This is a genomic window from Chloroflexus sp., from assembly GCF_034431535.1.
Lineage (GTDB): Bacteria > Chloroflexota > Chloroflexia > Chloroflexales > Chloroflexaceae > Chloroflexus.
In genome coordinates this window covers 1-23,251 of record NZ_DAOUDC010000036.1, presented here as the reverse complement: position 1 = coordinate 23,251, position 23,251 = coordinate 1, and the positions used below count along the sequence as shown (strand labels likewise).

General features: G+C 59.3%; 22 protein-coding genes and 1 pseudogene. 17 read left to right on the top strand and 6 right to left on the bottom strand.

What is annotated here, in order from left to right:
- The first annotated feature begins 52 nt into the window (after window positions 1–52).
- On the top strand, window positions 53–1,135 hold the full coding sequence (locus U9R61_RS09410; protein ID WP_322488557.1) for a polyprenyl synthetase family protein: 1,083 nt from the start codon (window positions 53–55) through the stop codon (window positions 1,133–1,135).
- A gap of 13 nt (window positions 1,136–1,148) precedes the next feature.
- Here U9R61_RS09410 and U9R61_RS09405 read toward each other — a convergent pair whose 3' ends face one another.
- Entirely contained in the window at window positions 1,149–2,273 is a 1,125-nt protein-coding gene (locus U9R61_RS09405; RefSeq protein ID WP_322488556.1) for a PAS-domain containing protein, read from the bottom strand.
- 187 nt (window positions 2,274–2,460) lie between these two features.
- Between U9R61_RS09405 and U9R61_RS09400 the strand changes: the two genes are divergently transcribed.
- Window positions 2,461–3,183 carry an SDR family oxidoreductase gene (locus U9R61_RS09400; protein ID WP_322488555.1) on the top strand — a complete coding sequence of 241 codons (723 nt, stop codon included), beginning with the start codon at window positions 2,461–2,463 and terminating at the stop codon, window positions 3,181–3,183.
- 154 nt (window positions 3,184–3,337) lie between these two features.
- On the top strand, window positions 3,338–4,414 hold the full coding sequence (locus tag U9R61_RS09395; RefSeq protein WP_322488554.1) for a sigma-70 family RNA polymerase sigma factor: 1,077 nt from the start codon (window positions 3,338–3,340) through the stop codon (window positions 4,412–4,414).
- A gap of 64 nt (window positions 4,415–4,478) precedes the next feature.
- Here U9R61_RS09395 and malQ read toward each other — a convergent pair whose 3' ends face one another.
- The 3 genes from malQ to U9R61_RS09380 form a co-directional block, all read right to left on the bottom strand.
- The gene (gene malQ / locus U9R61_RS09390; RefSeq protein ID WP_322488553.1) at window positions 4,479–6,029 is read right to left on the bottom strand and encodes a 4-alpha-glucanotransferase; all 1,551 of its coding nucleotides are present in this window, start codon (window positions 6,027–6,029) and stop codon (window positions 4,479–4,481) included.
- Window positions 6,030–6,123: 94 nt separating this feature from the next.
- Window positions 6,124–7,032: an arginase gene (rocF, locus tag U9R61_RS09385; protein WP_322488552.1), complete on the bottom strand. Its 909-nt coding sequence runs from the start codon at window positions 7,030–7,032 to the stop codon at window positions 6,124–6,126.
- Complete coding sequence (locus tag U9R61_RS09380; protein ID WP_322488551.1) at window positions 7,029–8,234, bottom strand: ArsA family ATPase; 1,206 nt, start codon at window positions 8,232–8,234, stop codon at window positions 7,029–7,031. Before U9R61_RS09380 ends, rocF begins: the two co-directional genes overlap by 4 nt.
- Before the next feature lie 164 nt (window positions 8,235–8,398).
- Between U9R61_RS09380 and U9R61_RS09375 the strand changes: the two genes are divergently transcribed.
- A complete protein-coding gene (locus U9R61_RS09375) occupies window positions 8,399–8,917 on the top strand; it encodes a histidine phosphatase family protein (protein ID WP_322488550.1) in 519 nt (172 codons plus the stop codon).
- 236 nt (window positions 8,918–9,153) lie between these two features.
- Window positions 9,154–9,900: an NAD-dependent deacylase gene (locus U9R61_RS09370; protein ID WP_322488549.1), complete on the top strand. Its 747-nt coding sequence runs from the start codon at window positions 9,154–9,156 to the stop codon at window positions 9,898–9,900.
- 232 nt (window positions 9,901–10,132) lie between these two features.
- Here the strand turns inward: U9R61_RS09370 and U9R61_RS09365 are convergent, their stop codons facing one another.
- Entirely contained in the window at window positions 10,133–10,801 is a 669-nt protein-coding gene (locus U9R61_RS09365) for a hypothetical protein (RefSeq protein WP_322488548.1), read from the bottom strand.
- Between the two features lie 195 nt (window positions 10,802–10,996).
- Between U9R61_RS09365 and U9R61_RS09360 the strand changes: the two genes are divergently transcribed.
- Both U9R61_RS09360 and U9R61_RS09355 read left to right on the top strand, forming a co-directional pair.
- Window positions 10,997–11,260 carry a PspC domain-containing protein gene (locus U9R61_RS09360; RefSeq protein ID WP_322488547.1) on the top strand — a complete coding sequence of 88 codons (264 nt, stop codon included), beginning with the start codon at window positions 10,997–10,999 and terminating at the stop codon, window positions 11,258–11,260.
- Window positions 11,261–11,392: 132 nt separating this feature from the next.
- Window positions 11,393–12,268, top strand: coding sequence for a fructosamine kinase family protein (locus tag U9R61_RS09355; RefSeq protein ID WP_322488546.1), 876 nt, complete (start codon window positions 11,393–11,395; stop codon window positions 12,266–12,268).
- Window positions 12,269–12,378: 110 nt separating this feature from the next.
- Here U9R61_RS09355 and U9R61_RS09350 read toward each other — a convergent pair whose 3' ends face one another.
- Entirely contained in the window at window positions 12,379–12,597 is a 219-nt protein-coding gene (locus U9R61_RS09350; RefSeq protein ID WP_322488545.1) for a DUF2892 domain-containing protein, read from the bottom strand.
- A gap of 199 nt (window positions 12,598–12,796) precedes the next feature.
- Between U9R61_RS09350 and accB the strand changes: the two genes are divergently transcribed.
- The 10 genes and pseudogenes from accB to U9R61_RS09300 all read left to right on the top strand — a co-directional run.
- Window positions 12,797–13,336 (top strand): acetyl-CoA carboxylase biotin carboxyl carrier protein, encoded by a 540-nt coding sequence (gene accB / locus U9R61_RS09345; RefSeq protein WP_322488544.1) that lies wholly within the window; start codon window positions 12,797–12,799, stop codon window positions 13,334–13,336.
- Window positions 13,336–14,526 (top strand): exodeoxyribonuclease VII large subunit, encoded by a 1,191-nt coding sequence (xseA, locus tag U9R61_RS09340; RefSeq protein WP_322488543.1) that lies wholly within the window; start codon window positions 13,336–13,338, stop codon window positions 14,524–14,526. Before accB ends, xseA begins: the two co-directional genes overlap by 1 nt.
- Complete coding sequence (gene xseB, locus U9R61_RS09335) at window positions 14,523–14,720, top strand: exodeoxyribonuclease VII small subunit (RefSeq protein ID WP_322488542.1); 198 nt, start codon at window positions 14,523–14,525, stop codon at window positions 14,718–14,720. Before xseA ends, xseB begins: the two co-directional genes overlap by 4 nt.
- Window positions 14,721–14,737: 17 nt before the next feature.
- Window positions 14,738–16,687, top strand: a complete 1,950-nt coding sequence (locus U9R61_RS09330) for a hypothetical protein (protein ID WP_322488541.1) — start codon at window positions 14,738–14,740, stop codon at window positions 16,685–16,687.
- Window positions 16,688–16,748: 61 nt separating this feature from the next.
- Window positions 16,749–17,129 (top strand): RidA family protein, encoded by a 381-nt coding sequence (locus tag U9R61_RS09325; RefSeq protein WP_322488540.1) that lies wholly within the window; start codon window positions 16,749–16,751, stop codon window positions 17,127–17,129.
- 87 nt (window positions 17,130–17,216) lie between these two features.
- Entirely contained in the window at window positions 17,217–18,002 is a 786-nt protein-coding gene (locus tag U9R61_RS09320) for a hypothetical protein (RefSeq protein ID WP_322488539.1), read from the top strand.
- On the top strand, window positions 17,999–19,624 hold the full coding sequence (locus U9R61_RS09315; protein ID WP_322488538.1) for a flippase: 1,626 nt from the start codon (window positions 17,999–18,001) through the stop codon (window positions 19,622–19,624). The genes U9R61_RS09320 and U9R61_RS09315 overlap by 4 nt, the downstream gene beginning before the upstream one ends.
- Before the next feature lie 651 nt (window positions 19,625–20,275).
- Complete coding sequence (locus U9R61_RS09310; RefSeq protein WP_322488537.1) at window positions 20,276–20,683, top strand: hypothetical protein; 408 nt, start codon at window positions 20,276–20,278, stop codon at window positions 20,681–20,683.
- A 30-nt stretch (window positions 20,684–20,713) separates the two neighbouring features.
- Window positions 20,714–21,052 (top strand): annotated as a pseudogene (locus U9R61_RS09305) (BsuBI/PstI family type II restriction endonuclease); the annotation flags it as partial.
- Between the two features lie 347 nt (window positions 21,053–21,399).
- A partial coding sequence (locus tag U9R61_RS09300; protein WP_322488536.1) for a hypothetical protein occupies window positions 21,400–23,251 on the top strand: 1,852 nt, incomplete at its 3' end.

Below are 23,251 nucleotides of genomic sequence, written 5' to 3'. Positions count from 1 at the left end.
TCGTCGCCTCCGGCGCCAGACCGGCTCGGCGATCCTAGGAAGGAACAGCCGCATGGCCGGCTACCAACCGCAACTTAATCCGTCGGGATCGGTTTCGTTGCCCGAGACACGCATACCAACCAATAGTCACCACAGCGCCGGCGAGTTGCCGCCGCAAACCGCCGGCGGGTTGGCCGGCATCTTTCACCGCGCCAATATTTTGGCTGATCTCGGTGCGATCGATCAGCGGCTGCTTGAGCGCACCCATTCGCGAGTGGCGGTCATCAGTGCTGCTGGCGCGCACACGGTGCGTTCCGGCGGTAAGCGGCTGCGCGCGGCGCTGGCCGTATTAGCCGCCCGCCTTGGTCACTATCACCTTGACCGCGTCTTGCACCCGGCTGCCGCCGCCGAATTGATTCACGCCGCTTCACTGGTGCATGACGATTTGGTCGATCAGGCGAACCGCCGCCGTGGCCAAATTACCGTCCATGCCCGCTGGGATAACGACGTGGCATTGATGGTCGGCGACTACTTCTTTGCCCTCGCCGCCGCCGAGATGGCGCTCAGCCCTGATCCACGCATCATTACCTTTTACGCCGAAGCGGTGCAAACCATTTGCGAGGGTGAGTTGAGCCCAGTAACGGTTGCCGAGCCGTTCGACCGCGCCTTGCGCCAGTATCTGTATAAGACCGGCGCGAAGACGGCGGTGCTGTTTGAAGCGGCTTGTAAGGCCGGTATGGTGGCCGGCGGCGGCAGCGATGAGCAGATCGCGGCCCTTGGCCGGTATGGCTATGATCTCGGTATGGCGTTCCAGATTGTCGATGACGTGCTCGATTTTATTGGCGATGAGCGGACGCTCGGCAAGCCAGCCGGCAACGATTTGCGCCAAGGGACGATTACCCTCCCGCTCATTTATGCCACTGCTGCCTCGCCAAACCCGTTGCTGCGCGAGGTACTTGCCCAGACCCCGCCGGACGATGCGCTGGTGGCCGACGTTATCCGCGAGGTGATCGCCGTTGGCGGCGTTGCCGCCGCCCAAACCGAGGCTGAACGCTATATCGAGCAGGCGATTGCTCACCTCGCTATCTTCCCCGCCAGCCCGGCCCGGCAGGCGCTGATCGATATTGCCCGCTTCGTAATCGAGCGCACGGTGTGAGCAAGCGTCGCCGCTATTCCTGCCGCAACGCATAGCGCACGCCATCTCGCAGATCGGCGCGGGTGATAATGTTGCTCAGATCAACTCCTAACGCAACCAATGTCTGCGCGACATCAGGCCGGATGCCGGTTATGACCAATTGCGCCCCCAGCAAGCGTACCGAGGTGGCGCACTGCAAGATGGCCTGCGCCACTTGTGTATCAATCACCGGCACTCCAGTCACGTCAAGCACTACTACTCGCGCACGCCGTTGCTGCACCGCGTGCAGCAATGCTTCAATCAGCATCGCCGCGCGCGCGCTGTCAAAGGCGCCTACCATCGGCGCCAGCAGCACCTGCGGCGCTACTTCCAACAGCGGCGTCGAAAGCTCGGCCAACAACGCAGCTTGCGCTGCGATCACCTCTTCGCGAATCGCCAACTGCCGGCGCAGCTCTTCGGCTTGCTTAAGCTCGGTAATGTCGATTCGTAACCCGACCGCACCACCATCAGCCGTGCGCCGCTCAACGATCCGGATCCATCTTCCATCGGCAAGGTGTTGCTCAATCGGCGCTAGCTCGGCGTGCAATCGCAACCGCTCGGCGACCCATTCGTCAACCCGCCCGATTGCGTTCACATACTGGCCCCGCTCGGCTCCCAGCCGGATAAACTCGGCAAACGAACGGCCCGGCGTGATCAGATCGGCGCTGATCGCGTAGAGTTCGTGGTAGCGCCGGTTGCAGAAGACTATCCGATCCTCGGCGTCGAGTAATAGGAAGCCCTCTTCAAGGCTATCGAGCGCGCTTAAGATCGCTTCTAACCGCTGCTCGGCGGCATGCTGCGCTGTCAACAACGCCGTGACCTCAACCACTTGCGCTGTTAGCGCCGTTGCACTGCGCCGGATCGCCACCTGTACGTGCCGCGCCCGATCGCGGCGCAGCGGCGCGGCCAACTGCAAGGGCGGATCATCCGGCGCGAGCGTTGCCACCCACGATCGGGCCGCAGCCTGATCGTGCGCTTCCCACGCCAAAACGCCGGCGCAAGCCGTGATCAGATCCTCCGGTGTATCACGCGAATCGCTCAACTCTAACCACAAACGATTACACTGCACCGGCCCGCCCTCCGGCACATACGCGGTAGGCAACGGCAGCGCGTCTAGCATTGCATTGCTCTCGTTGGTCATAGGAAGCGATCAGGTAGGCACAAGCGACACCTCTGCATTATAACGCAGTCTCCGACCAGCATGCGTTAGGATTTCCAGCCGATCTTGCCCTCGGCAACTAGGTGAAGTGTGGTATAACCATAATAGGTTTGCAAAAGGTTTGCAAAGCTTTAACAGGAGTAACACCATGACTCTCACCGGAATGCATGCGTTGGTCACCGGCGGCGGTCGCGGATTAGGACGGGCTAGCGCGCTCGCACTGGCCAAAGCCGGTGCAACGGTTTCGGTGCTGGCCCGCAGCGCCGATGAAGTCGCCGAGACGGTTTGGCTGATTGAGGAGGGCGGGCGGGAAGGCTTGGCCCTCACCGCCGATGTGCGCGAGAGTAGCCAACTCGAACAAGTTGTGGCCCAAGCCCGCGCTCGCTTCGGCCCGATCCGGATCTTGGTCGCTGCTGCCGGCGTTGGCCTGCGCGCCCCCATCTACGAAACCAGCGAAGCACAGTGGGATGCGGTCGTTGACACGTTGCTCAAAGGAGTGTTTCTCAGTGCGCGGGCCGTGATCCCCGATATGATCGAAGCCGGCGGTGGCAATATCATCATCGTCGGCGCACCGCTCGACCGCATCGCCGTGCCCGGCTTTGCTGCCTATTATGCTGCCAAAGCCGGCGTTGACGGCTTGGTGCGGGTGATGGCGAAAGACCTCCGGCGTTTTGGCATCAATGTCAACCTCGTTCACCCCGGCGGCTTTGCCGACACCCAGATGGTGCGCACCACCGTCCCTGAAGTTCGCACCGGCTTGCTGAGCCCTGACGAAATCGGGCCGGCAGTGGTCGAACTCGCGGCGCTGCCCCCGCGCAGCCAAACCGGCCAGACCATCGATGCCCACGCCCGCAAATTGGTGCAAAATTAGCCTGTTCACGGTCTTGACAAAACCTGTGCAAAGATCGAAAATATACACATCCGAAATCTTTGAGGCGGCGTATATCTAAGCAGAGAATAATCGACGCCTCTCAAAGAGACAGCATCCGAGCTGTTGCTGCCAGCCGGAAACAAGGAGTACTGCCGTGAAAGCCTTCCCGCAGAATCACCCAGCCGACAGTGATATCGAACCGGAAGAGTCCGCTGAGGCCGCCGAACTCGATGCTGAGTGGGATGGCGACGTAGAACTCGTCGTGGAAGACGATGAGATGATCGAACCAGTCGAAGACCTTAGCGATGAGAGCGATTTTGAGGCAGTGGAGGATTCGGTACAGCTCTATCTGCAAGAGATTGGGCAGGTACCGCTCTTAACCGCCGAAGAAGAGGTCGAGCTGGCCCGGCAGTACAGTCGCGGCAAAGAGGCGCGCTTGCAGTTGCAACACGAGCAGTACGCCAATAACCGCGAGCGGATACGGCTAGAGATGGAAGTGGCCCGCGGTGAAGAAGCGCGCCGCCGCCTCATCCAAGCGAACCTGCGTTTGGTGGTGAGCGTGGCCAAGAAGTATATTGGCAGCCCGATGGCCTTTATGGATCTGGTGCAAGAGGGCAATATCGGCCTGATGCGCGCCGTCGAGAAGTTTGACTACACCAAGGGCAACCGTTTCAGCACCTACGCCACGTGGTGGATCCGGCAAGCGGTGACGCGCGCCATCGCCGAGCAGAGCCGCCTCATCCGGTTGCCGGTTCACCTCAGCGAGTCGATCGTGCATCTGCGCCGCGCTATCTACCGGCTTGAGCAAGAGCTTGAACGCGAGCCGACCGCCGAAGAGCTGGCTCACGCCCTCAATATGAGCTTGCGCAAGGTGAAGCGCCTGTTGCGCGCTTCGACCCAGCCGATTTCGCTTGAGCAGCCGCTCAACAACGAGCAAGAGGGCCGCGTGAGCGAGACGCTGGCTGACGAGACGGTAGCTTCGCCGATGGAGATTGCCGAGCAAAATATGTTGCAGGCCGAGATTACGGCGGCGCTGAACGAGTTGCCCGAACGCGAGCGCAAGATTTTGCAGTTGCGCTACGGTTTGCTCGATGGTCAGCGCCGCACCCTCGAAGAGGTTGGTGCTACCTTTGGCATCACCCGCGAACGCACCCGCCAGATCGAGGCTGAAGCCCTCCGCCGCTTGCGCCATCCCAGCGTCGGGCACCGGCTGTATGGGTATCTCGATTGAGACGCGAGAGGGGCGGATGTCAGGGCGGGTTTCAAACCCGCCCTTACGACGCTCTGACCCGTCCTTATAGCTCGCTGACCTGCCCTGACGCCTGCTGATACGTTGCCGGTTCCCTCTCTACCAGCGGCTCGCGCCCGTACAGCGCCGTCAGGTAGGCCAGATGGTATGCGTGATCAAGGTTAAGTTGCTCTGGACGCATCCGCCATGCCCAATTGCCTTCGGCTCTCCCCGGCAAGTTCAGCCGTGCCCACGACCCTAACCCCAACACGTCTTGCATCGGGATGATCGTCGTGTCGGCGACCGACATCAACGCCGCCCGAATAAAGTCCCACGCGATGGTTTCGTCGCGCGCGCCAAGGTAGTTGCGCACATGCTGGCGGGTATGCTCATCGAGGGTCGACCACCATCCCCCCGTCGTGTCGTTGTCGTGCGTGCCGGTATAGACCACCAGATCGTGGGTGTAGTTATGCGGCAAATAGTTGCTGGTCGCGTCACCGCCCCACGCAAACTGCAACACCGCCATCCCCGGAAAGCCAAGCTGCCGGCGCAACTCGTCAACGTCCGGCGTGATCAGACCCAAGTCCTCGGCAATGATCGGCACTGGCCCCAACTGCGCGCGCACCGCCGCAAACAGCGCCGCACCGGGGCCGGGAACCCAACGGCCTTCCATCGCGGTGGCAGCCTGCGCCGGCACCTCCCAGTAGGCGGCAAAGCCACGGAAGTGGTCGATCCGCACAATATCCACGAGGTGAAACAGCAACCGGAAGCGCTCGATCCACCAATCATAGCCGCGTTGAGCCAAAACATCCCATCGGTAGAGCGGGTTGCCCCAGCGCTGGCCAGTTGGGCTGAAGTAGTCCGGCGGCACACCGGCAACCACAGTCGGATTCCCCTTCGCATCGAGGTGAAAGATGTCCGGGTTAGCCCAGACATCGGCGCTGTCATAGGCGACAAAGATCGGCAGGTCGCCGATAATCTGCACGCCGCGTTCGTTGGCGTATCGACGCAAGGCAGCCCACTGAGTAAAGAAGACCCACTGCAAGAACTGCTGGAACCGGATCCGGTCGGCCAATTGTCGGCGCGCTGTCTCGATCGCCGCCGGTTCGTGCCGGGCAAGCCCTATTTCCCAGCGGTTCCATGGCTCACCGTGGTAAGCCTCTTTCAGTGCGGCGAACAGGGCAAAGATGTCGAGCCACGCCTGCTGTTCGGCGCAGAACTGCTCAAAAGCGGCGCGGTGTTGCGCATCAGCCCGTGCAATAAAGCTGGCAAAGGCCCATTCGAGCCGGGCCAGTTTCCATGGAATGACTGCGCCATAGTCGATCCAGTCACCGTATGCGCCCGGCGCGCCGTGCAACGCCCCCTCATCGAGCCATCCCGCCCGCGCTAACTGTTCCAGTGAAATCAGCAAGGGATTACCGGCCAACGCTGAGAGGCCGGCATACGGCGAATCGCCGTAACTCGTCGGGCCGAGCGGCATAATCTGCCACCGTCGCTGCTTCGCCGTCACCAACCAGTCTACAAAACGGTACGCTGTATCGCCAATATCGCCAATCCCGCCAGCGCCCGGCAACGCCGAGGGATGCAGCAGAATGCCGCTGACCCGCCGATCATACATAGTGCCACCTCGAAAACGCGCAATACCACTATTTCGTTGTATGCGCAATTATAACACAAGAAACGAATTATGTGAGGGATGAACTAGCATCGGTTCACAAAATCCGTTTGCCCAACGTCGACAACGCTAATTCGACGGCCAGCTCAGCAGTGGCATTGCGCTCATCGAGGATGGGATTTACTTCAACGATATCGAGACTTCGTAACGCGCCGCTCTCGGCGATCAGCTCCATCGCCAGATGAGCTTCGCGCGCCGAGATGCCGCCGCTGACCGGCGTACCAACGCCGGGAGCTTCACGGGGGTCAACCACATCGAGGTCAAAGCTGAGATGAAAGCCTTGGGTGCCTCTGGTCGCAATCGTTAACGCCTGCTCCATCACTGCCGCCATCCCGCGCCGATCAATCTCGTGCATGGTGAAGACGGTGATGGCGGAAGTGCGCAGCGCTTCCCGCTCAAGCGGATCGAGATCGCGCACCGCGATCAGCACCACTCGCGCCGGATCAAACGCCGGCGTCTTCCCGGCCAACCCGGTCAAGAGGGGGTGGCCGCGTCCAGTAAGAACGGCCAACGGCATTCCGTGGACATTACCGCTAGGGGTCGTGGTTTCATCATTAAAATCGGCGTGCGCGTCGATCCAGATCAGGCCAAGGCGGCGACCGCGCGCGCTGCCGCTGGCCGAGCCGATCGCAAGGCTGTGATCGCCACCGAGAATCAACGGCAACATCGCTTGCGCAGCAATGTCGCTCACCAACTCAGCGAGGCGCTGGCACACTTCGGCGATTGGTTCGAGGTATCGCAGCCGTGAGTCAGGCGGCGGCAGCGGCGTCGTCTCGACCATTGGCGTGGTCAAATTGCCGAAATCAACCACATGATGGCCAAGGTCGTGCAACCGGCGGCTGAGACCGGCATAGCGTATCGCGCTCGGCCCCATATCCACGCCGCGCCGCCCCGCACCGAGGTCAATTGGCACCCCTAGAATAGCAACCCGCGTTTCGCTGGTCATGAGGTGGCCGGCTCCTCTTCCTCGTCGGTCGTCAGTGGCAATGCCTCTGGCGGGCCAAAGAAGACCTCGAGCACCCCATTGCGGAAATACGCCCGCCGCGCCGGTCGCTCGGCAAGGGTAGTGGGCAAGAGCATATCACGGCGGAAGTTGCCGATTTCGATAAACAACTCATCGCCGCGTTTGGTCATCGAAACTTTGCCAATCTCGACGTGCGGCAACGGCAAGCGCAAGACGTATTCGTCGCCTTGCTTGACAATCTCTTGCGTTTTGCCGATGAAATGCACCTTCACCGGGTCATCATCGCCAAACAATTGCTGCCCAACCATTGACAAGTCTTTAATCCCGGCCAAATCACGCGCATAGTAGGGACTTTCCCAAATCGGCAACGGGCGGAAGATGTCATAGACCATCTGGCGATAGCCCTGCTGGATGCGGGCCAGCTCTTGCATAAACGTGCCTTCAACCTGATCGACCGGCAACACCCGGTTGAGCACAACGCCATCAACCGGATACCCAAACAGAGCCAGATAGGTCGAAGCGCGCTGCGCCTCTTTGATCACCATCCGTTCCGGGTTGACAACGAGCCGGTACGAGCTGACCTGCGGATCGGTCAGCGTCGCCCGCAACGCTTCCACACCTTTCGTCAGACGCTCAAGTTTCGCAAAGACATCAGTCGCCGGCACCAATTGTTTGACCAGCGGGCGGGCCACTTTCAAGGTGGTCGGTTCCCAGTCCATCACCCGCGCCGCATACCACTGAAAGGTCTCTGGCATAGTCAGCAAGCGCACCGTTTCCCCGGTTGGCGCTGCGTCAACAATCACAACATCAAAGTTGCCCTCGCGAGCTTGCCGGCGGATGTGGAGCAAGCTCACCACCTCTTCCATGCCGGGAATGATCGCCAATTCTTCGGCAGCAACTTCATCAACCCCGCGCCGGCGCAACAGATTGCTCAAATAGACGCGCAATTCACCCCAGTGCTGGCGCACTTCATCGAGCACATTAATCTCTTGGCCCCATAACCGTTCGCCGATCTGGGTCGGCAGTGACCCCAGCGGGGTATCAAGGGCATCGGCCAAACTATGCGCCACATCGGTACTCACCACCAGCGTGCGATAGCCTAGCTCGGCAGCCCGCACCGCCGTCGCCGCCGAGGTCGTGGTCTTGCCGACGCCGCCCTTGCCAAGATAGAGGATCAGCCGCATTGATGCATCCTTTGTCTGTCTGTCGCCACGAAAAAGTCGCTCATCTCGCTGATGCGACGCCGCATCAATTGTATATGTTGCAATTCAGCCCGTCAATAAGCTATGGTACACTACTTACGATGATACTCGATCATCACTGCTACATCAAGGTGTAAGGATTACCAGTGCTTTCTGATCTGTTTCTTATTCGTCATGGGCAACCGGTGCATAATCCGGCCATCCCCTACCAGTTGCCGCCGGGGCCTGATCTGTCCGAACGTGGCCGAGCCGAAGCACGGCAGGTCGCCGAATTCTTGGCTAATAAGGGCGTTGAGCTGCTCTTCGTCTCACCATTTGCTCGCACCACCCAGACGGCTGAGGTGCTGGTCGATGCGCTCGGTTTGCCGGTTACGTTCACTACGCTCGTGCAAGAGCATGCACCCATCGAGTCGTTCGACCACGTGCGCGCGCGGGTGCGCGAGCTGCTAGCCGGACTAGCCGATTCGCCTTACCAACGGGTCGGAATTGTGACCCATGGCTCGCCGATCCGGGCGTTTTTGCTTGAGATCAGCCACGATCAGATCGATCTGCGCGGCCACGTCTATCAAGGCGGCAACCCTGCCCCCACCTGCGGCGTCTGGCACGTGACCTTCAACCAGCAACGCGCCTGCCGGTTTGAACTGGCGTTTAAACCTGCCGGATAGTGCAACCCGCAGCGGGCTATGAGCTACCGCTGCGCCGCTGTAGGTACGCTCTGTACGAGACATGCATCGCTGAATCATGCGGGAATGCTACCCCCGCCTTCTCTTAGCGCGAAAGCGGGGTAAGGCGATGAGCGCAACCAATCCGATGGCTGAGAGGAGCCAAGCCGGGAGCACGGAAATCTTCAGCTAGTGCTGTTTTCCGGATTGATGCCGTCGCATGACAGGGAGGGATAGCGATGACCGATCTTGACGCCGTGATCGCCGCCTTTACCGCACACTTGCGCACTGCCCGCCACGTAGCCGTGCTCACCGGAGCCGGCATCTCTGCCGAGAGTGGCATTCCCACCTTTCGCGATGCCCAAACCGGCCTTTGGTCACACTTCGATCCCGAAGAACTCGCCTCACCCGCCGGCTTTGCCCGCAACCCGGCCTTAGTCTGGCGTTGGTACGCCGAACGGCGGGTGAAAGCCTGCGCTGCCCAGCCTAATCCGGCCCACTATGCCTTGGCGGAATTGGCCAAGCACGTGCCAACATTGACTCTGATTACCCAGAATATCGACGGTCTCCATCAACGGGCCGGCAGCCCCAACGTTATCGAATTGCACGGCAGCCTGCACCGCGCCCGTTGTATGGCTGATGGCTCGGTGCATCACACATGGGATTACGACGAGGAATTGCCGCGCTGCCCAAATTGCGGCGCGATGCTGCGACCTGATGTGGTTTGGTTTGGTGAAATGTTGCCGCAGAGGGCACTGGAAACGTCGTGGCAGGCTGCGCTCGATTGTGATGTTTTTATGTCAATTGGAACATCAGGCATCGTCGAGCCGGCGGCGTCACTGCCGCGAGTGGTGCTTGGTCACGACGCAACGGTGCTCATCCTCAATCTTGAACAAACCACTGCCGCTCGCCCACCGCTCTTCACCATCAACGGCAAGGCCGGCGAGGTGTTGCCGCGGTTGGTCAAGGAAGCGTTTGGCAAATGAACGCGAGTAGCGACCTGTCATTGCGAGGGAACGGCAGCGTCAGCGGAGCTGGATGCCGCCCGACCGACGCAGTCTCCTACTTCAGCGCAGTCGTATAGATACCGTGCTCGCGGGGAGTGCGTCGCCGCGCTTCGCGCGGCTCGCACTGACAATCGGAGATGCTAGACAACATGCCACTATCCCACAGGTTGCCCCTGCGGGATAGCGGCGTGAGGAGGAAGGAATCGCCACCTTATTGCATCGCAGCGGTCGCTGCTTGGCGGAAGGCATTCACCGCAGCGTCGATCACCTTTTGCGGATCGCCCCCGGCCGAGGTCACAATCGCGCGCAGCGTTTCCCCGTTGCGCAACCGTGAGCGGATGGTTGCCACATCGAGCCCAGTCTGATCGGCTGCCGCTTGAATCAGCCACCCCAGCGTGCTACGCTCGGCGGCCTTGGCTGCCCGATCGGCTAACTGCGCACCGACGGTTGTATCATTGACCAAGGTTGTCGCCCGCTCGCGAATGGTGGTCAGCATCTGATCGGCCTCGGCCTGGGTCAGGCGACCATTGCTCACCGCCTGATCGAGCCGCGCCTTGGCCGCATCCACGACCGCTTGCACCAACGCATCACCGCTACTACCATGGGCAGCGGCGATCTGGGCCAAGCTACGGCCATTCTGCAACTCGGCGCGAATCGTCGCGGCATCAAGGCTAGTCAGATTTTGCAGCGTCTTGATCAATTGCCCAACGTTGATCGCTCCCACGCCGCGCCAACCGCCCCCACCTCGCCCGTATGCAACCTCGACGGGAGTCGAATGGGGTGCTACTGCCTGCGCCGCGCTCACCAGCACCGGCTGGCTCCAAAGCAGAGCTAGCGCCAACACTGCGCCAGCGAGGCCACTGAACAGGGTTCGTTTCATCGTATCTCCTCCATGGTGTCGTTGTGCTGCGAAGTACCCGGCCTGATCCGGGGTCACCTGTACTCTAGCACCAGACTTTGAAGAAATTATGAACTGGCGGCGAGCAACTTGTGGAGGTGGTTGCAACAAAGTCGCGCCAGCAACGTCATACAGGCAGGTATCGCACAGCGAACTAGATTGTAAAGGAGAAGAGCTATGACAACCACTCGCTTAACGCGCAGCGCCACCGATAGCATGATTGGCGGCGTGTGCGGCGGCCTCGCCCGCTACTTCGGTATCGACAGCACGATTGTCCGGCTGGTGTTCGTGTTAGCGGTGCTGAGCGGTCTCAGCCCGCTCATCTACATCGTGCTCTGGATCATTATGCCGAAAGAGGAATTGGCCCAGCCTACCCTGCCGGTTCAAGACCCCACCGGCGAATGGAAATACGATCCGTACACCGGCCAGCGCATTCGGTGAATGATCGACCCGTGGTACGGGCAGGTTTGAAACCTGCCCGTACTAGCTACCCTCCCCTGTCTTCTCCTCATTGACTCGCTGGCGCAGCCAGCGTATGATTCCGGCAACGCTCGTGTCTACTGCGCCAAACCGATGACCTTGCCAACAACCGTCGCCAACCTGATCACCACCGCGCTGGGCCGCCCGATCGAGCAGATCGATCACCTCGGCAGCAGCTTTGGCGCGCGCCTTGCCCGCGTCACCATCGGCGGGCAGCGCTTTGCGCTCAAGTGGGCCGCTAGCGGCGCACCGGCGGCAATGGTCGCCGCCGAAGCCCATGGCTTGTGCATACTCGCCGCCGCCAACGCCATCCGCGTGCCTGCTGTTGTCTTCGCGTGCGAGGCCAACGGCGACCAACCCGCCATCGTGCTCAGTGAATGGATCGCAGGCGATGGCCGGCCCCCCGATCCAGCGCAGCTTGGTGAACAGCTCGCTGCGCTGCACCGCGACACCGGCGCGGCGTATGGCCTTGAGTGCGATAACTTCATCGGCGGCACGCCGCAAACCAACGGTTGGATGGACGACTGGATCGCCTTTTTCCGCGACCGGCGCCTCTTGCCGCAGATCGAGCTGGCTGCTCGCAATGGCCTCTTGCCGGCGCGCCGCCGGCAGATGCTGGAACGGGTTGTGAGCCGCCTTGACGAGTGGCTCAGCGGCGTGCCGCGCGTTCCCTCGCTCATCCACGGCGATCTGTGGAGCGGCAATGTCATCGCTGGTCCCGGCGGCGCGCCGGCTTTGATCGACCCCGCCATTTCGTACAGCGACCGCGAGGTAGAACTAGCCTTTACCGAACTCTTCGGCGGCTTCTCGTCCCGCTTCTACGCCGCGTATCAGGCGGTATGGCCGCTCGACCCCGGCTACCGCGAACGGCGTGACCTCTACAACCTTTACCACCTGCTCAACCATCTGAACCTGTTCGACGAAGGCTACGGCGCGCATGTCGATGCGGTCGCGCGCAGGTATGGATAGGCGGAGTGTGAACGAACGTTTGCAGGGTATTACGTGGGAATCGCATGGAGTGCGGCAGTGTAACTGCCGCACTCCATAGAAGTTAATACATTGTTCGCGAAACCAGTCGCTTAGCGCGTCTGTTTCTGTTCCCGCGTGCGTTTGCAAGTATTAATCCCAAAGGCCCAATATAACGGGCACACCGCATAAGCCGCGGTCGCAAACATAATCAGCGCAAGAAAACCGGTGATGACCTGCAACCAGAAGAGCTGGCCAAAGAGTGAAATAAGACCAAAAACCATCGTCAATACGAGACGAATATCGCGATCAAGCGTGCCTACATTGCGCATATCAAACATCCTTTCCCTCGACCGTTTCTCGTGTCTAGCATAACAATCTTGTCTACACTTGTTGGTGAAGATCTCACTACCGAGCGTAATGATCGCTCATTTGCATTGTAAGGCAAGAACCCGGAACATGCCATATCGAAGAGGATTGACTCTTGTGCTACAATAGGGCAGTTTCGCCGAGACTATGCTGTGGGGAGCTATGAAGGACGAAACCACCGACATGCCAATTGATCAGAATGATCCGTTCGGTTTGGCAGCTGTGCGCGATCTGTTGCACATGCTCGAGGAGAGCGATGTCTACGAAATCACGATCGAGCGTGGCAATGCCAAGTTACACGTCAAACGCGGCCAGCCCACCCCTAGTGGCGTAATCTATTCCGCCCCGCTGCCCGCCGCACCGCTTAGCGCACCACTTAGCGCACCCCTGCCAACCACCCCAGTGACACCGTTCGTCCAACCGCCGCCAACGCCAGAAGGGCCGCCAGTCGAAATGCCGGCTGGTCATGCGATTACCGCACCGATGGTCGGCACCTTCTACGCGGCGCCCTCGCCGAAAGATAAGCCGTTCGTGCAGGAAGGCGATGAGGTGCGGGTCGGCGACACCGTTGGCATTGTTGAAGCGATGAAGATGATGAACGAGATCGAGAGTGACGTCGCCGGACGGGTGGCGCGCATTCTGGTCAAGAATGGACAACCGGTTGAGTACGGCCAGCCGCTGATGGTGATTGAACCGCTTTGATGCGCACTTTTTCGGTCTCTGACTTAAATAGCGCTCTGCGCGCTCATCTGGAAGAAGACGGCCTCTTCTTCGACCTTTGGCTGCTGGCCGAAGTCGTGGAATTCCGCCGTTACTCTTCAGGGCATTGCTACTTTACCCTGAAAGATGAGCAAGCAAGCATTCGCGCCGTGCTCTGGCGCAGGGCCGCCGAACGGCTGGCGAAGCTACCGGGCAATGGCGAGGCGGTGCTTGCCCATGGCCGGGTTGGCTTCTACGAAGCCCGTGGTGAAGTGCAGTTCGTCGTTGATCAGATCGTGCCGGCAGGGGAAGGCTTGCTCAATGCGCAACTCGAACAACTGCGCGCCCGCCTCGACGCTGAAGGGTTGTTCGATGAGCGCCGCAAGCGACCGTTGCCAACCCTGCCGCGCCGGATCGGGATCGTTACCTCGCTCCAAGCAGCGGCGCTGCAAGATATGCTGACCATTTTCCGCCGCCGCTACCCGCTCGCCGAAATCGTCTTATCACCGTGTCTCGTCCAAGGTGAGTTGGCCCCAGCCAGCATTGTGGCCGCGCTTCGCCGCGTCTATGCCGAGCCGGTCGATCTGGTGATCGTATCCCGTGGCGGCGGCGCCAGCGAGGATCTGGCGGCATTCAATGATGAACAGGTGGTGCGGGCAGTTGCTGCCAGTCCGGTGCCAATTATCACCGGCGTTGGTCACGAGACCGATACCACCTTGGTGGATGCCGTGGCCGATCTGCGCGCCCCAACCCCTTCCGCCGCCGCCGAAGTGGCTGCGCCAGCCATCGTCGATCTTCGCCAACGGGTCGCTGAATTGCGCGACCGCGCCGCTGGCGCAATCATGGCGCGCATCGAGGAACAGCGCCGCACCGTAGACCAACAGGCGGCTTCGCTCCGCCGCAACCATCCCCGCCGCCGCCTTGATGCCGCCCGCCAGACGGTTGATGAGCTTGACCGCCGCGCTAGCCATGCGTTCGAGCGGTGGCTGGCCCTCGCCCAAACCCGCCTGCAAGGTTTGCAAGCCCGGCTCAGCACCCTTAGTCCGCAAGCAACGCTGGCCCGTGGCTATGCCATCGCGCAACGCACCGGCGGGCAAGTCGTCACCGATCCGGCGCAGGTGCAAGCAGGCGAGTCACTCCACCTCACAGTACGCGCCGGTACGCTGCTTGTCACTGTAGAGGATTCCCAATGAGTGAACCAACTGCCGTTGAACAATATGAGACCTTGCTGGCCGAGTTGCAGGCGGTGGTAGAGCGGCTCGAGCGCGGCGAGTTATCGCTTGCCGAAGCGTTGCATCTTTACGAACGCGGCGCTGAACTTGCTGCAGCATGCCAACAATTGCTCGATACTGCCGAATTACGGGTGCGCCAGCTCGATAGCGCCTAAACGGATCCGGATTCGTCATGAGCGTCTCGATCGTGGAAAAAGTCTATCGTTACCCGTGGCGCCGGCGATGGTGGCTCGCCACCATTGGTAATCTGCTGGTGATTGCGAGCCTCCTCATCGCTGTGTACCATATTCTACGCGGAGTCGTCGCAGCCAGCGAACCCCTCGCGCTCTGGTTGCGCCGTACACCATGGCTACGCCCGCTTTACGATGTACTTTCCCCCCTTCCACGCGATCTGAGCTTATGGTTTCCAGAAGCGCTCGGCGCGCTGCTGTGGGCGGCAGTGGGGTTACTGATTGCGTTGGTACTGCTGAACGTGCTCCCTGCGCTCAGGGTCAGCACCCGTGGCATGCTCGTCGAGTTTGCCGGCGGCTGGCTGCCGGTGGCTTGGGAAGACGTGCAACAGATCCACGTCACTGGCGATGAGGCCGGTCAGCACTTTGTGTTGCTGGTGATCCCCGCAAAACAAGCCAAGCGGCTGACTGGCTGGCATCGTATGTATGGTTTGTTGTATGGCACCACCATCCGGCCAGCCTTTCTCGTCTCATCATCGATCGATGATTTTGACCATTTGCTTAATACGATCTTGCACGAAAACAGCCGCGCGATCCGCAGCGTTGAAGGAGTTCAGCCGGTGGTGGTCGACGAACAACGCCGTTCACCATTGTTTGGCCTATTCTTGCGCGGCGCTGCAGCCGCACCACCGGACGCCAATGCGGTCTTGCCGCCAATGACCGCGCCAGAGGTGACGGCCACACTCCCCGCATGGTCATTAGTCAGGATCGCACACCTCAGCGTAATAGCACTTGTGCTTATCTTTGGCCTGCTGCACTATCGCAGTTATTGGGATCGAGCGCTCACGCTTATGGTTCCAGAGTTACGCAGCAACCCTTCGTTGCTGTGGGTCAGCCAAGATCCTGTCTATCGCGCGATCTTCAATGCCTATCAAGGCGCCAGTATACCCTTCTTCGGCTTCGCCGGACGGCCCGATCTGCCGGCCCCAGCGTGGCTGCTGATCGCTGCCCATCTGCTTCTTGCGCTTGTGATCGCGCTGGTCTTCGCACTGCTGATCACTATTCCCTCGTCAGTCATTGCTGGTCAAGACGGGATGATCGTGCGCTTTCTCTCCCGCCCCCTGCCGTTCGCGCACATTCTTCCGTGGACGAGCATCAGCGCGTTTCAGGTGATCGATCTTGGGTTTAGCCGCAGCATCGCTTTTATCCAATCACCGGCGCTGCCGTGGCTCAGCCGGCTGTGTGGCTTGGTGGTGACGGGGAAATGGACGCCGGGAACCATCTTGATCGGCACGATGAAGAACTGGTCAGCGTTGAGCGAACGGTGCGAAGAACGCTTGAGCCATCTGCCGCCGATCAACGATACGCCCCGTTTTCAAGCGGCTGCGTTTATGCCCAACCTGCAATTAATTGGCCAGCCGGTGGCAACAATTGCCGCACTGAAAGCGGAATTGGCCTTAACCGGCGCAACCACAACCGAACTGCTATGGCGAGCCGGAAGGGCGATGCTCGTTGTATCGTTGCCGCTGGGGTTGATGTTTGCCATTCCTGCCTTAATTGACGGTGATCGCTGGCCAGATCTCGGTATTATCTTGGGCGGGTTTGGCTTTTGGCTAGCCGGTTTGCTCGAATGGCCACTGGTCGTACTGATTTCGCTGATTATTCACGGTGCGCTTGACAACGACCAAGAGCAGGCGCATATTTTCACGTTCTATCCGCAGGTGCATATGCCGCGCCTCTTGCCGCTGCTACTGGCCCTGATCTGTCTCATCATCAATCTGCCATGGCTGGCTGCCATCCTCTGGCTCGCTTCCCTCGCGATTGCCTACTGGGTGACAGCAGCACTCTGGGTGGATGTGTACGAGTGGGACGGCGCACAGGTAATTCTGGGTGGGTTGCTGCCAGCGATTTGGCAGCTTTTTATGATGGTGGCGTTCTGGTTGTTACGGTAAGATTGGCATGGCAATACCATGGGTGGTATGTAGAGTAGAGCTATTAGAGAGGATATTGGCAATGGATCGCATCCGTATCGCTACCGAAGCTGCTCCGGCAGCGATTGGGCCATATTCGCAGGCTATCCGGGCAGGCAACCTGATCTTTGTGTCTGGGCAGTTGCCGATCAATCCGGCCACTAACGAGATGATTACAGACGACATCGGTGCCATGACCCGACAAATCTTTGCGAATATTGCCGCTATTTTGCACGAGGCGGGCAGCTCGCTTGACCGGATCGTGAAGACAACCGTCTTTTTGGCCGATCTGAACGATTTTGCCGCGATGAATGCCGCATACGCCGAGCATTTCGGTGACGCACCGCCGGCCCGTTCAACCGTGCAAGTGGCCCGCTTACCCCGCGATGCCCGGATCGAAATTGAAGTGATTGCGTTGGCGTAACAATTCACGCGCATCGTTTGCCGCTGTCGCGCGGTATTCATGATGAGATGATCACGTTGCCTTCCTGTAGTGGATTGGAACGACCGGATGCGACAGCGCGCGTTTTTCATCGCCATCCTGATCGGGGCGCTCGTCACCATTGCGTGGTTCCAGCGTCCCGACGGCAAATTGCATGTCATCCTGCTCCCGATTGCCGGCGATGCGATCCTCATCCAGTCACCTGCCGGCTCGTTTACGCTAATTGACGGCGGGCGCGATCCGACTGATCTGGCGGTTGCTTTGGGGACATATCTGCCTTTTTGGCAACGCCATTTGGCAGCCACAGTGCTGACCCGCGCTGTTGAGCGCAATCTGCCCGGCCAGTTGGGTGCGCTGCGGCGATACCGGCCCGCGCTGGCGCTGGCGCAAACCCTACCTAAGGGAGAATGGCGCGATCTGATGGACGGTATGGCAACGCCGGTACGCCAATTGCAGGCCGGACAACAGATCAATCTCGGCGGGGCGCGCTTGCGGGTGTTAGCAACGAATGATGGCGATGACGGCGGCGCAGTGTTGCTGATTGACTATCGCACAACCCGTGTGCTCATCCACAACGGGGGCAGCGCCGGCGATGCGGCCCTTGCCGCACTGGCCGGACAAACGATCGATTTGCTCATCTATCCGTGGCAACGCCCGATTACGACGCCGGCTCTGCACGATCTGCGCATTCGCGCTGTCGCCTTCAGCGCCGGCTTTGAGGCCGATGACCCAGCGTTAGCTAGCTTCTATGAACGGCGGCAACTGGCGCCACACCTGTACCATCCCAAACTCGACGGCACGATCCATCTAACCAGTGATGGTCGCCGAGCAACCATAACCACGCAACCGCCATGAACGACCGTCTCAGCTTAGTCTTACTCCTCATCGGCGCGGCCCTTGCGCTGCTCGGCGCCAGCGCATTCCTCTGGCGACGTTTTTACCGCGACGATCCGGCCAATGTGGCTCGCCGCATCTTCAAAAACAGCGCCGTCACCTTTGGCTTGCGCATGTTTGTGCGCGGGTTGGATACCGTTATTCTGTTTTTGCTAGTCGGCGCGCTCGATCCGGCGGCGCTCGGCGCGTACAATACCGCCGCGCTGCTGGTGGCGCAATACCTCGCCACCTTTACTGAATTCGGCCTTGGCATCTTGCTCACCCGCGAAGTGGCCCGCCATCCTGATGCCGCCCGCCGGTTGTTCAGCGTCACGCTAGCCCTGCGCCTACTACTGATCATCGCCGCGGCTGCACCAGTGGCATGGCTCGTCATCGCCGGCTACAACTTGATCGGCGCAGTTGGGTTGAGCGAGCCGCTCACTGCGGAAGGCCAATTGGCGATCTGGATTTTGCTGCTGACTCTCGTACCGAGCGCCTACAGCGGCGCGGTCACGGCGCTCTATAATGCTGCCGAACGCATGGAAGTGCCGGCGGCGGTGGAAGTGTTGACGGCGCTGCTCAGCTTTCTGGCCCGCATCGCCGTACTCGCGCTGGGATGGGGCGTGATCGGGTTGGCATGGGCAGCAGTGTTGGTCAGCTCAATCACCGCCGTGATCTTTTTCGGCTTGCAAGTGCGCACCTTCTTCGCCCCCACCCTCAGCTTCGATGCCGCCGCGATCCGCGCCCTTGTGCCACAGGCGCTGCCGTTGATGCTGAACAACCTGCTCAGCGTGATCTTCTTCCGCTTCGACCTCTTCATCGTGCGCGCTTTTGGCGGCAGCAACGCCGATCTGCTGGTACAACAGTACGTCTTGCCCTACCAATTGCTCAACATCGCGCTGGTGCTGCCACCGGCCATTACCTTCGCTGTTTTCCCGCTCTTGGCACGGCGAGCCGGCGGCGCGCGCAGCGAATTGACTAGCGCCCAACAACGCACGCTCCGCCTACTGCTCTTGATCGCTTTCCCGCTGGCGATGGGAATGACCCTGTTGGCCGATGATCTGGTCTGGTTCTTCGCTCGTCGCCGCTTTGCCGCATACCTGCCATCGGTAACGGTGCTCGCCGTGCTGGCGTGGTTCTTGCCGCTCTCGTTTGCTAACGGTCTCTTACAATACGTCCTGATCGCCATCGAACGGCAGACCGCCATTACCCGCGCCTTCGTCGCCGGTGCGGTCTTCAACCTGACCGCCAACCTGATCGCGATCCCGCTCGCTATCCGGCTAGGCCGGCCTGAAGATGCTTTGCTAGCGGCGGCAATCATCACGATCGCCTCGGAAGTGGTGCTGTACGCCGTCTTCCGGCCCGTGCTGCACCACGAAGGCTTGCCGCCGGGCATCCTAAAACTGATGTGGCAGCCGGCGCTAGCTAGCCTCGCTATGGCCGCCGCCATGCTGCCAGCCATCCTCTGGCTGCCGGGATGGATCGGCAGCCTATGCGCGATCCTGATCGGCCCGCCAGTGTATGGTGTTGTACTATGGATGATCGGCGCCATCGGCGCCGACGAAGTAGCGCTCGCGCGGCGCATCATTGGGCGGGCATCGTGATCGTTGGTACCATGCAGCAAACCACGTAAGAGTGACGGGACACCTATGCTCAACCGCGCCAACTTCGACCCCGCAACCGATCAAGCGCACCGGAATGCCTTGGGGCAGTTTTTCACACCGCCCCACATTGCCGATCTGATGGCGTCGTGGATCGATCTTGCCGGAAACGGTTGTTCTGCTCGATGCCGGTGCAGGCAACGGCGCCTTAACCGCAGCGCTTGTGCGTAGGGTTTGCCAAAACCGTGGCCCAACTCGCCGGATCCACGTAACCGCATTTGAGATCGATCCCGCCTTAGCGCAACCGCTCGCCCAATGTATGGCGGAATGCCAACGTATGTGCGAAGCGGCGGATATACAATTTACTGCTGATGTCCAGCATACCGACTTTATCAGCGCGGCAGTGCCGATTGTACGCCGTGAACTCTTCGCTGCTGCCCTGCCGCCATTCAACGTTGCGCTAGTCAATCCACCCTATCGCAAAATCCGCAGCGACTTAACCTACCGCTTGCTGCGGCCACACCCAGGTCAATGCCGCCGATCTGCGCGCCTTCTCTTATCCGAGGCGTGCAGCGCTTGAATATGTTGGCAATCTCACCGATCAAGTAAACCTCTCCCAAACAGAGATTGATGCTATCATTGAGAAGCTATTGTATGAGTCAACGCGAGATTAAACCTGAAAAGATGCGACAAGAAAAGCTCTCCCCAGCAAAAATGATTCTGCAACAGCTTGGTTTTGGCCCACGCCAGTCAAACGACATCGCTGGATATACCTTACTCGCCCTTGCCAATCTCACCCCAGAACTGCTGTGGAGTGAAGCAACCGCGCCGTTATGTAGCATAAAAGAAATTATTGACTTTATTAAAGAAAACTGTGGTGAATCATATACACCAAATACACACGAAACTATTCGCAATGAAGTGGTTAAATATTTTGTTGCCTCAGATCTAGTGGCACCCAACCCAGACAAACCAGATCGACCGACAAATAGTGGTAAATACGTATATCAGCTTTCACCGGCAACACTACAACTACTTCGATCATTCAACACTGATCAATGACATGAAACACTAACAAATTATTTAAAAGCTCAAGAAACCATCAGACTTGGCGTCCAGCTCAATTCTGCTGTTAAAATGCCCGACGTGATCGTGCATGATTCCAGTCGCAAATGGATTCTGCTCATTGAAGCGGTCACCAGCGCTGGCCCAATTGATGGCAAACGGCGCAAGGAGCTAAAAGATCTGTTTAAGAATGATACTGTCGGTTTAGTCTTCGTCACTGCGTTCAGTGCTCGGAAGACAATGCGCCGGTTTTTAGATCAAATTTCATGGGAAACGGAAGGCTGGATTGCTGACAATCCTGATCACATCATCCATTTTGACGGCGAACGCTTCCTCGGCCCATATCCTGCCACCCAACCCATATAATCTTCACCATATCCCGCCTATCCACATCTTTTACTAAATCTTGAACGAACCGCCTAAAACCTACACCACAACCATTAATTTTCTCATTACAACACTCTGATACATTGCACTCAAGCCCAAAAATAATAAAAATTCATCAAGATTAATAGCTTAAAATAAATCGTTTTTTATTTACAAAAATCAAATAATAAATTTAAAAACAGATCAATTAATTATTTTTGTCACAAACTATCACCTCATTATCACCGTATTTCTACGAAATTCTCAGCAAAATACAGGAACTTTTCTCACTTTTGCGTCGTATCCTATACGTAACAGCAGCAGCAGTATAAGCGAAGGAGGCTTGTATGAACCGGCTGCGAATCCTCTGGAGTGCGATCACCCTGATGGTGGCGCTGATGATTAGCGGCGCAACACCACTGATTGCAGCGCCCTTCTCTGGTCGCACCACCTTTGCCGACCCGCGCTTTGCGTCAGTCTGGACCCGCACCGACGGCGAGGCGGTGCGGGGCGGGCGCACGTGGTATTGGGGGCCGGGGCCGTGGTTTGATTACGGTGAATTTTACCGGCAAAGCCCCAATAGCGCGCGCACCGTGCAGTATTTCGACAAGGCGCGGATGGAGACCAACAATCCGGCTGAAGGTATTGTCACGAATGGCTTGCTAGTGAAAGAACTTATTAGCGGGCGTATGCAGCTTGGTGACGATCCCTTCGATGTGAGCTATCGCGAAGGATCGGATGTGCCAGTGGCCGGCAATCCGCGCGCAGCGAACACGATTGCTCCCGGCTATCGTGACTTCGCCGGCATTGCCACGATCGATAACGGCTACCGCGATCCGTCGCGCCTCAACCAGCGAGTGAATACCGTCATCTCGCGTAGCGGCAACCTTAGCGTGCGCGATGACCTCGCCAAACCCGAAACGACGATCGTCCAGTACAACAGCGTCACCGGCCACAACATTCCGAAAGTCTTCTGGGACTTCATGAATCAACGTGGGCGGGTCATTGAGAATGGCCGCGTCGTGACGGCGCCGATCGTAGACTGGCTGTTTGCAATGGGCTATCCGATTACCGATCCTTACTGGACGCGGGCGGTGGTCGGCGACACCGAGCGCGATGTGCTAGTGCAGCTCTTTGAGCGGCGCGTGCTGACCTACACGCCTGATAACCCGGCTGACTATCAGGTCGAGATGGGCAACGTCGGCCAGCACTACTTCCAGTGGCGCTACCCGCACCTCGGCACGCCGTGGGTCACACCTGATCCGGTTACTCCGCTTATCTATGCCTCAAATATTGACACCGGCAGCCATTGGGAACTCTACCGGTCCAATTTCAACGGCGGCGTCCAACGGCTGACCTTTAACAATGGCGAGACGGTGGCCTTCTCGTGGCAGCGCAGTTGGGAACCAACCCAACAATACTTAATCGTTGACTCGCGGCGCAATAGCCCCAACTATCGCCAGATCTACGCTCTCAACGCGATTGCCGCCGATTCGGGCGAACGCGCGCCGGGAGCTGGCGCTCTCCGCATTAGCTACAGCAATAACGATGGCGCCTTCCCGCCGCCGGATAATGATTACTCAACCATCCCCGGTAGTGAATACAATGCGATGGTTTCGCCTGACGGCAATCTGATGGTATTCGTCTCAGAACGAACCGGCGCGCCGCAACTCTACCTTCGCCGGCTGAATATCCCGCTGCGCGGCTTTGCCCAGCAGATCACATCCTATGATCCAGCCTGCAACGTCGAAACGCCGACATGGTCACCCGATGGCCGCAGCCTGTTCTGGGTCACGAACTGCGAGAGTAACTTCGAGATCTACCGGGCTGATGTTCGCTACTCCTACATTGATACGCTCTATGCCGGGGTTGAGCTGGTGAACATCCGCAACCTGACCAACAACGCGGCCAACGACCGCTTCGCCCGTGTCTCGCCTGACGGCAAGTTGGTCGCCTTTGGCAGCGACCGCGACGGCAACTGGGAGATTTACGTGATGAACGCTGACGGCAGCAGCGTCCGCCGCCTCACCAATCATGCTGCCACCGATGAAGGCCCCACGTGGTCGCCCGATAGCAGCCGGCTCGCCTTCGCCAGCGACCGCGACGGTGATTTCGAGATTTATATCCTCAACGTTAGCGATGGAGCCATTACGCAACAAGTCACCCAAAATACCGCTCAAGATCGCTGGCCGTTGTGGG

Coding starts and splice junctions, on each gene's coding strand:
- U9R61_RS09370 (WP_322488549.1), top strand. CDS start 9,154: ATGACCGATCTTGACGCCGTGATCGCCGCCTTTACCGCACACTTGCGC.
- xseB (WP_322488542.1), top strand. CDS start 14,523: ATGAGTGAACCAACTGCCGTTGAACAATATGAGACCTTGCTGGCCGAG.
- U9R61_RS09400 (WP_322488555.1), top strand. CDS start 2,461: ATGACTCTCACCGGAATGCATGCGTTGGTCACCGGCGGCGGTCGCGGA.
- U9R61_RS09365 (WP_322488548.1), bottom strand. CDS start 10,801: ATGAAACGAACCCTGTTCAGTGGCCTCGCTGGCGCAGTGTTGGCGCTA.
- U9R61_RS09360 (WP_322488547.1), top strand. CDS start 10,997: ATGACAACCACTCGCTTAACGCGCAGCGCCACCGATAGCATGATTGGC.
- malQ (WP_322488553.1), bottom strand. CDS start 6,029: ATGTATGATCGGCGGGTCAGCGGCATTCTGCTGCATCCCTCGGCGTTG.
- rocF (WP_322488552.1), bottom strand. CDS start 7,032: ATGACCAGCGAAACGCGGGTTGCTATTCTAGGGGTGCCAATTGACCTC.
- U9R61_RS09350 (WP_322488545.1), bottom strand. CDS start 12,597: ATGCGCAATGTAGGCACGCTTGATCGCGATATTCGTCTCGTATTGACG.
- accB (WP_322488544.1), top strand. CDS start 12,797: ATGAAGGACGAAACCACCGACATGCCAATTGATCAGAATGATCCGTTC.
- U9R61_RS09410 (WP_322488557.1), top strand. CDS start 53: ATGGCCGGCTACCAACCGCAACTTAATCCGTCGGGATCGGTTTCGTTG.
- U9R61_RS09325 (WP_322488540.1), top strand. CDS start 16,749: ATGGATCGCATCCGTATCGCTACCGAAGCTGCTCCGGCAGCGATTGGG.
- xseA (WP_322488543.1), top strand. CDS start 13,336: ATGCGCACTTTTTCGGTCTCTGACTTAAATAGCGCTCTGCGCGCTCAT.
- U9R61_RS09380 (WP_322488551.1), bottom strand. CDS start 8,234: ATGCGGCTGATCCTCTATCTTGGCAAGGGCGGCGTCGGCAAGACCACG.
- U9R61_RS09310 (WP_322488537.1), top strand. CDS start 20,276: ATGAGTCAACGCGAGATTAAACCTGAAAAGATGCGACAAGAAAAGCTC.
- U9R61_RS09405 (WP_322488556.1), bottom strand. CDS start 2,273: ATGCTAGACGCGCTGCCGTTGCCTACCGCGTATGTGCCGGAGGGCGGG.
- U9R61_RS09330 (WP_322488541.1), top strand. CDS start 14,738: ATGAGCGTCTCGATCGTGGAAAAAGTCTATCGTTACCCGTGGCGCCGG.
- U9R61_RS09320 (WP_322488539.1), top strand. CDS start 17,217: ATGCGACAGCGCGCGTTTTTCATCGCCATCCTGATCGGGGCGCTCGTC.
- U9R61_RS09355 (WP_322488546.1), top strand. CDS start 11,393: ATGACCTTGCCAACAACCGTCGCCAACCTGATCACCACCGCGCTGGGC.
- U9R61_RS09315 (WP_322488538.1), top strand. CDS start 17,999: ATGAACGACCGTCTCAGCTTAGTCTTACTCCTCATCGGCGCGGCCCTT.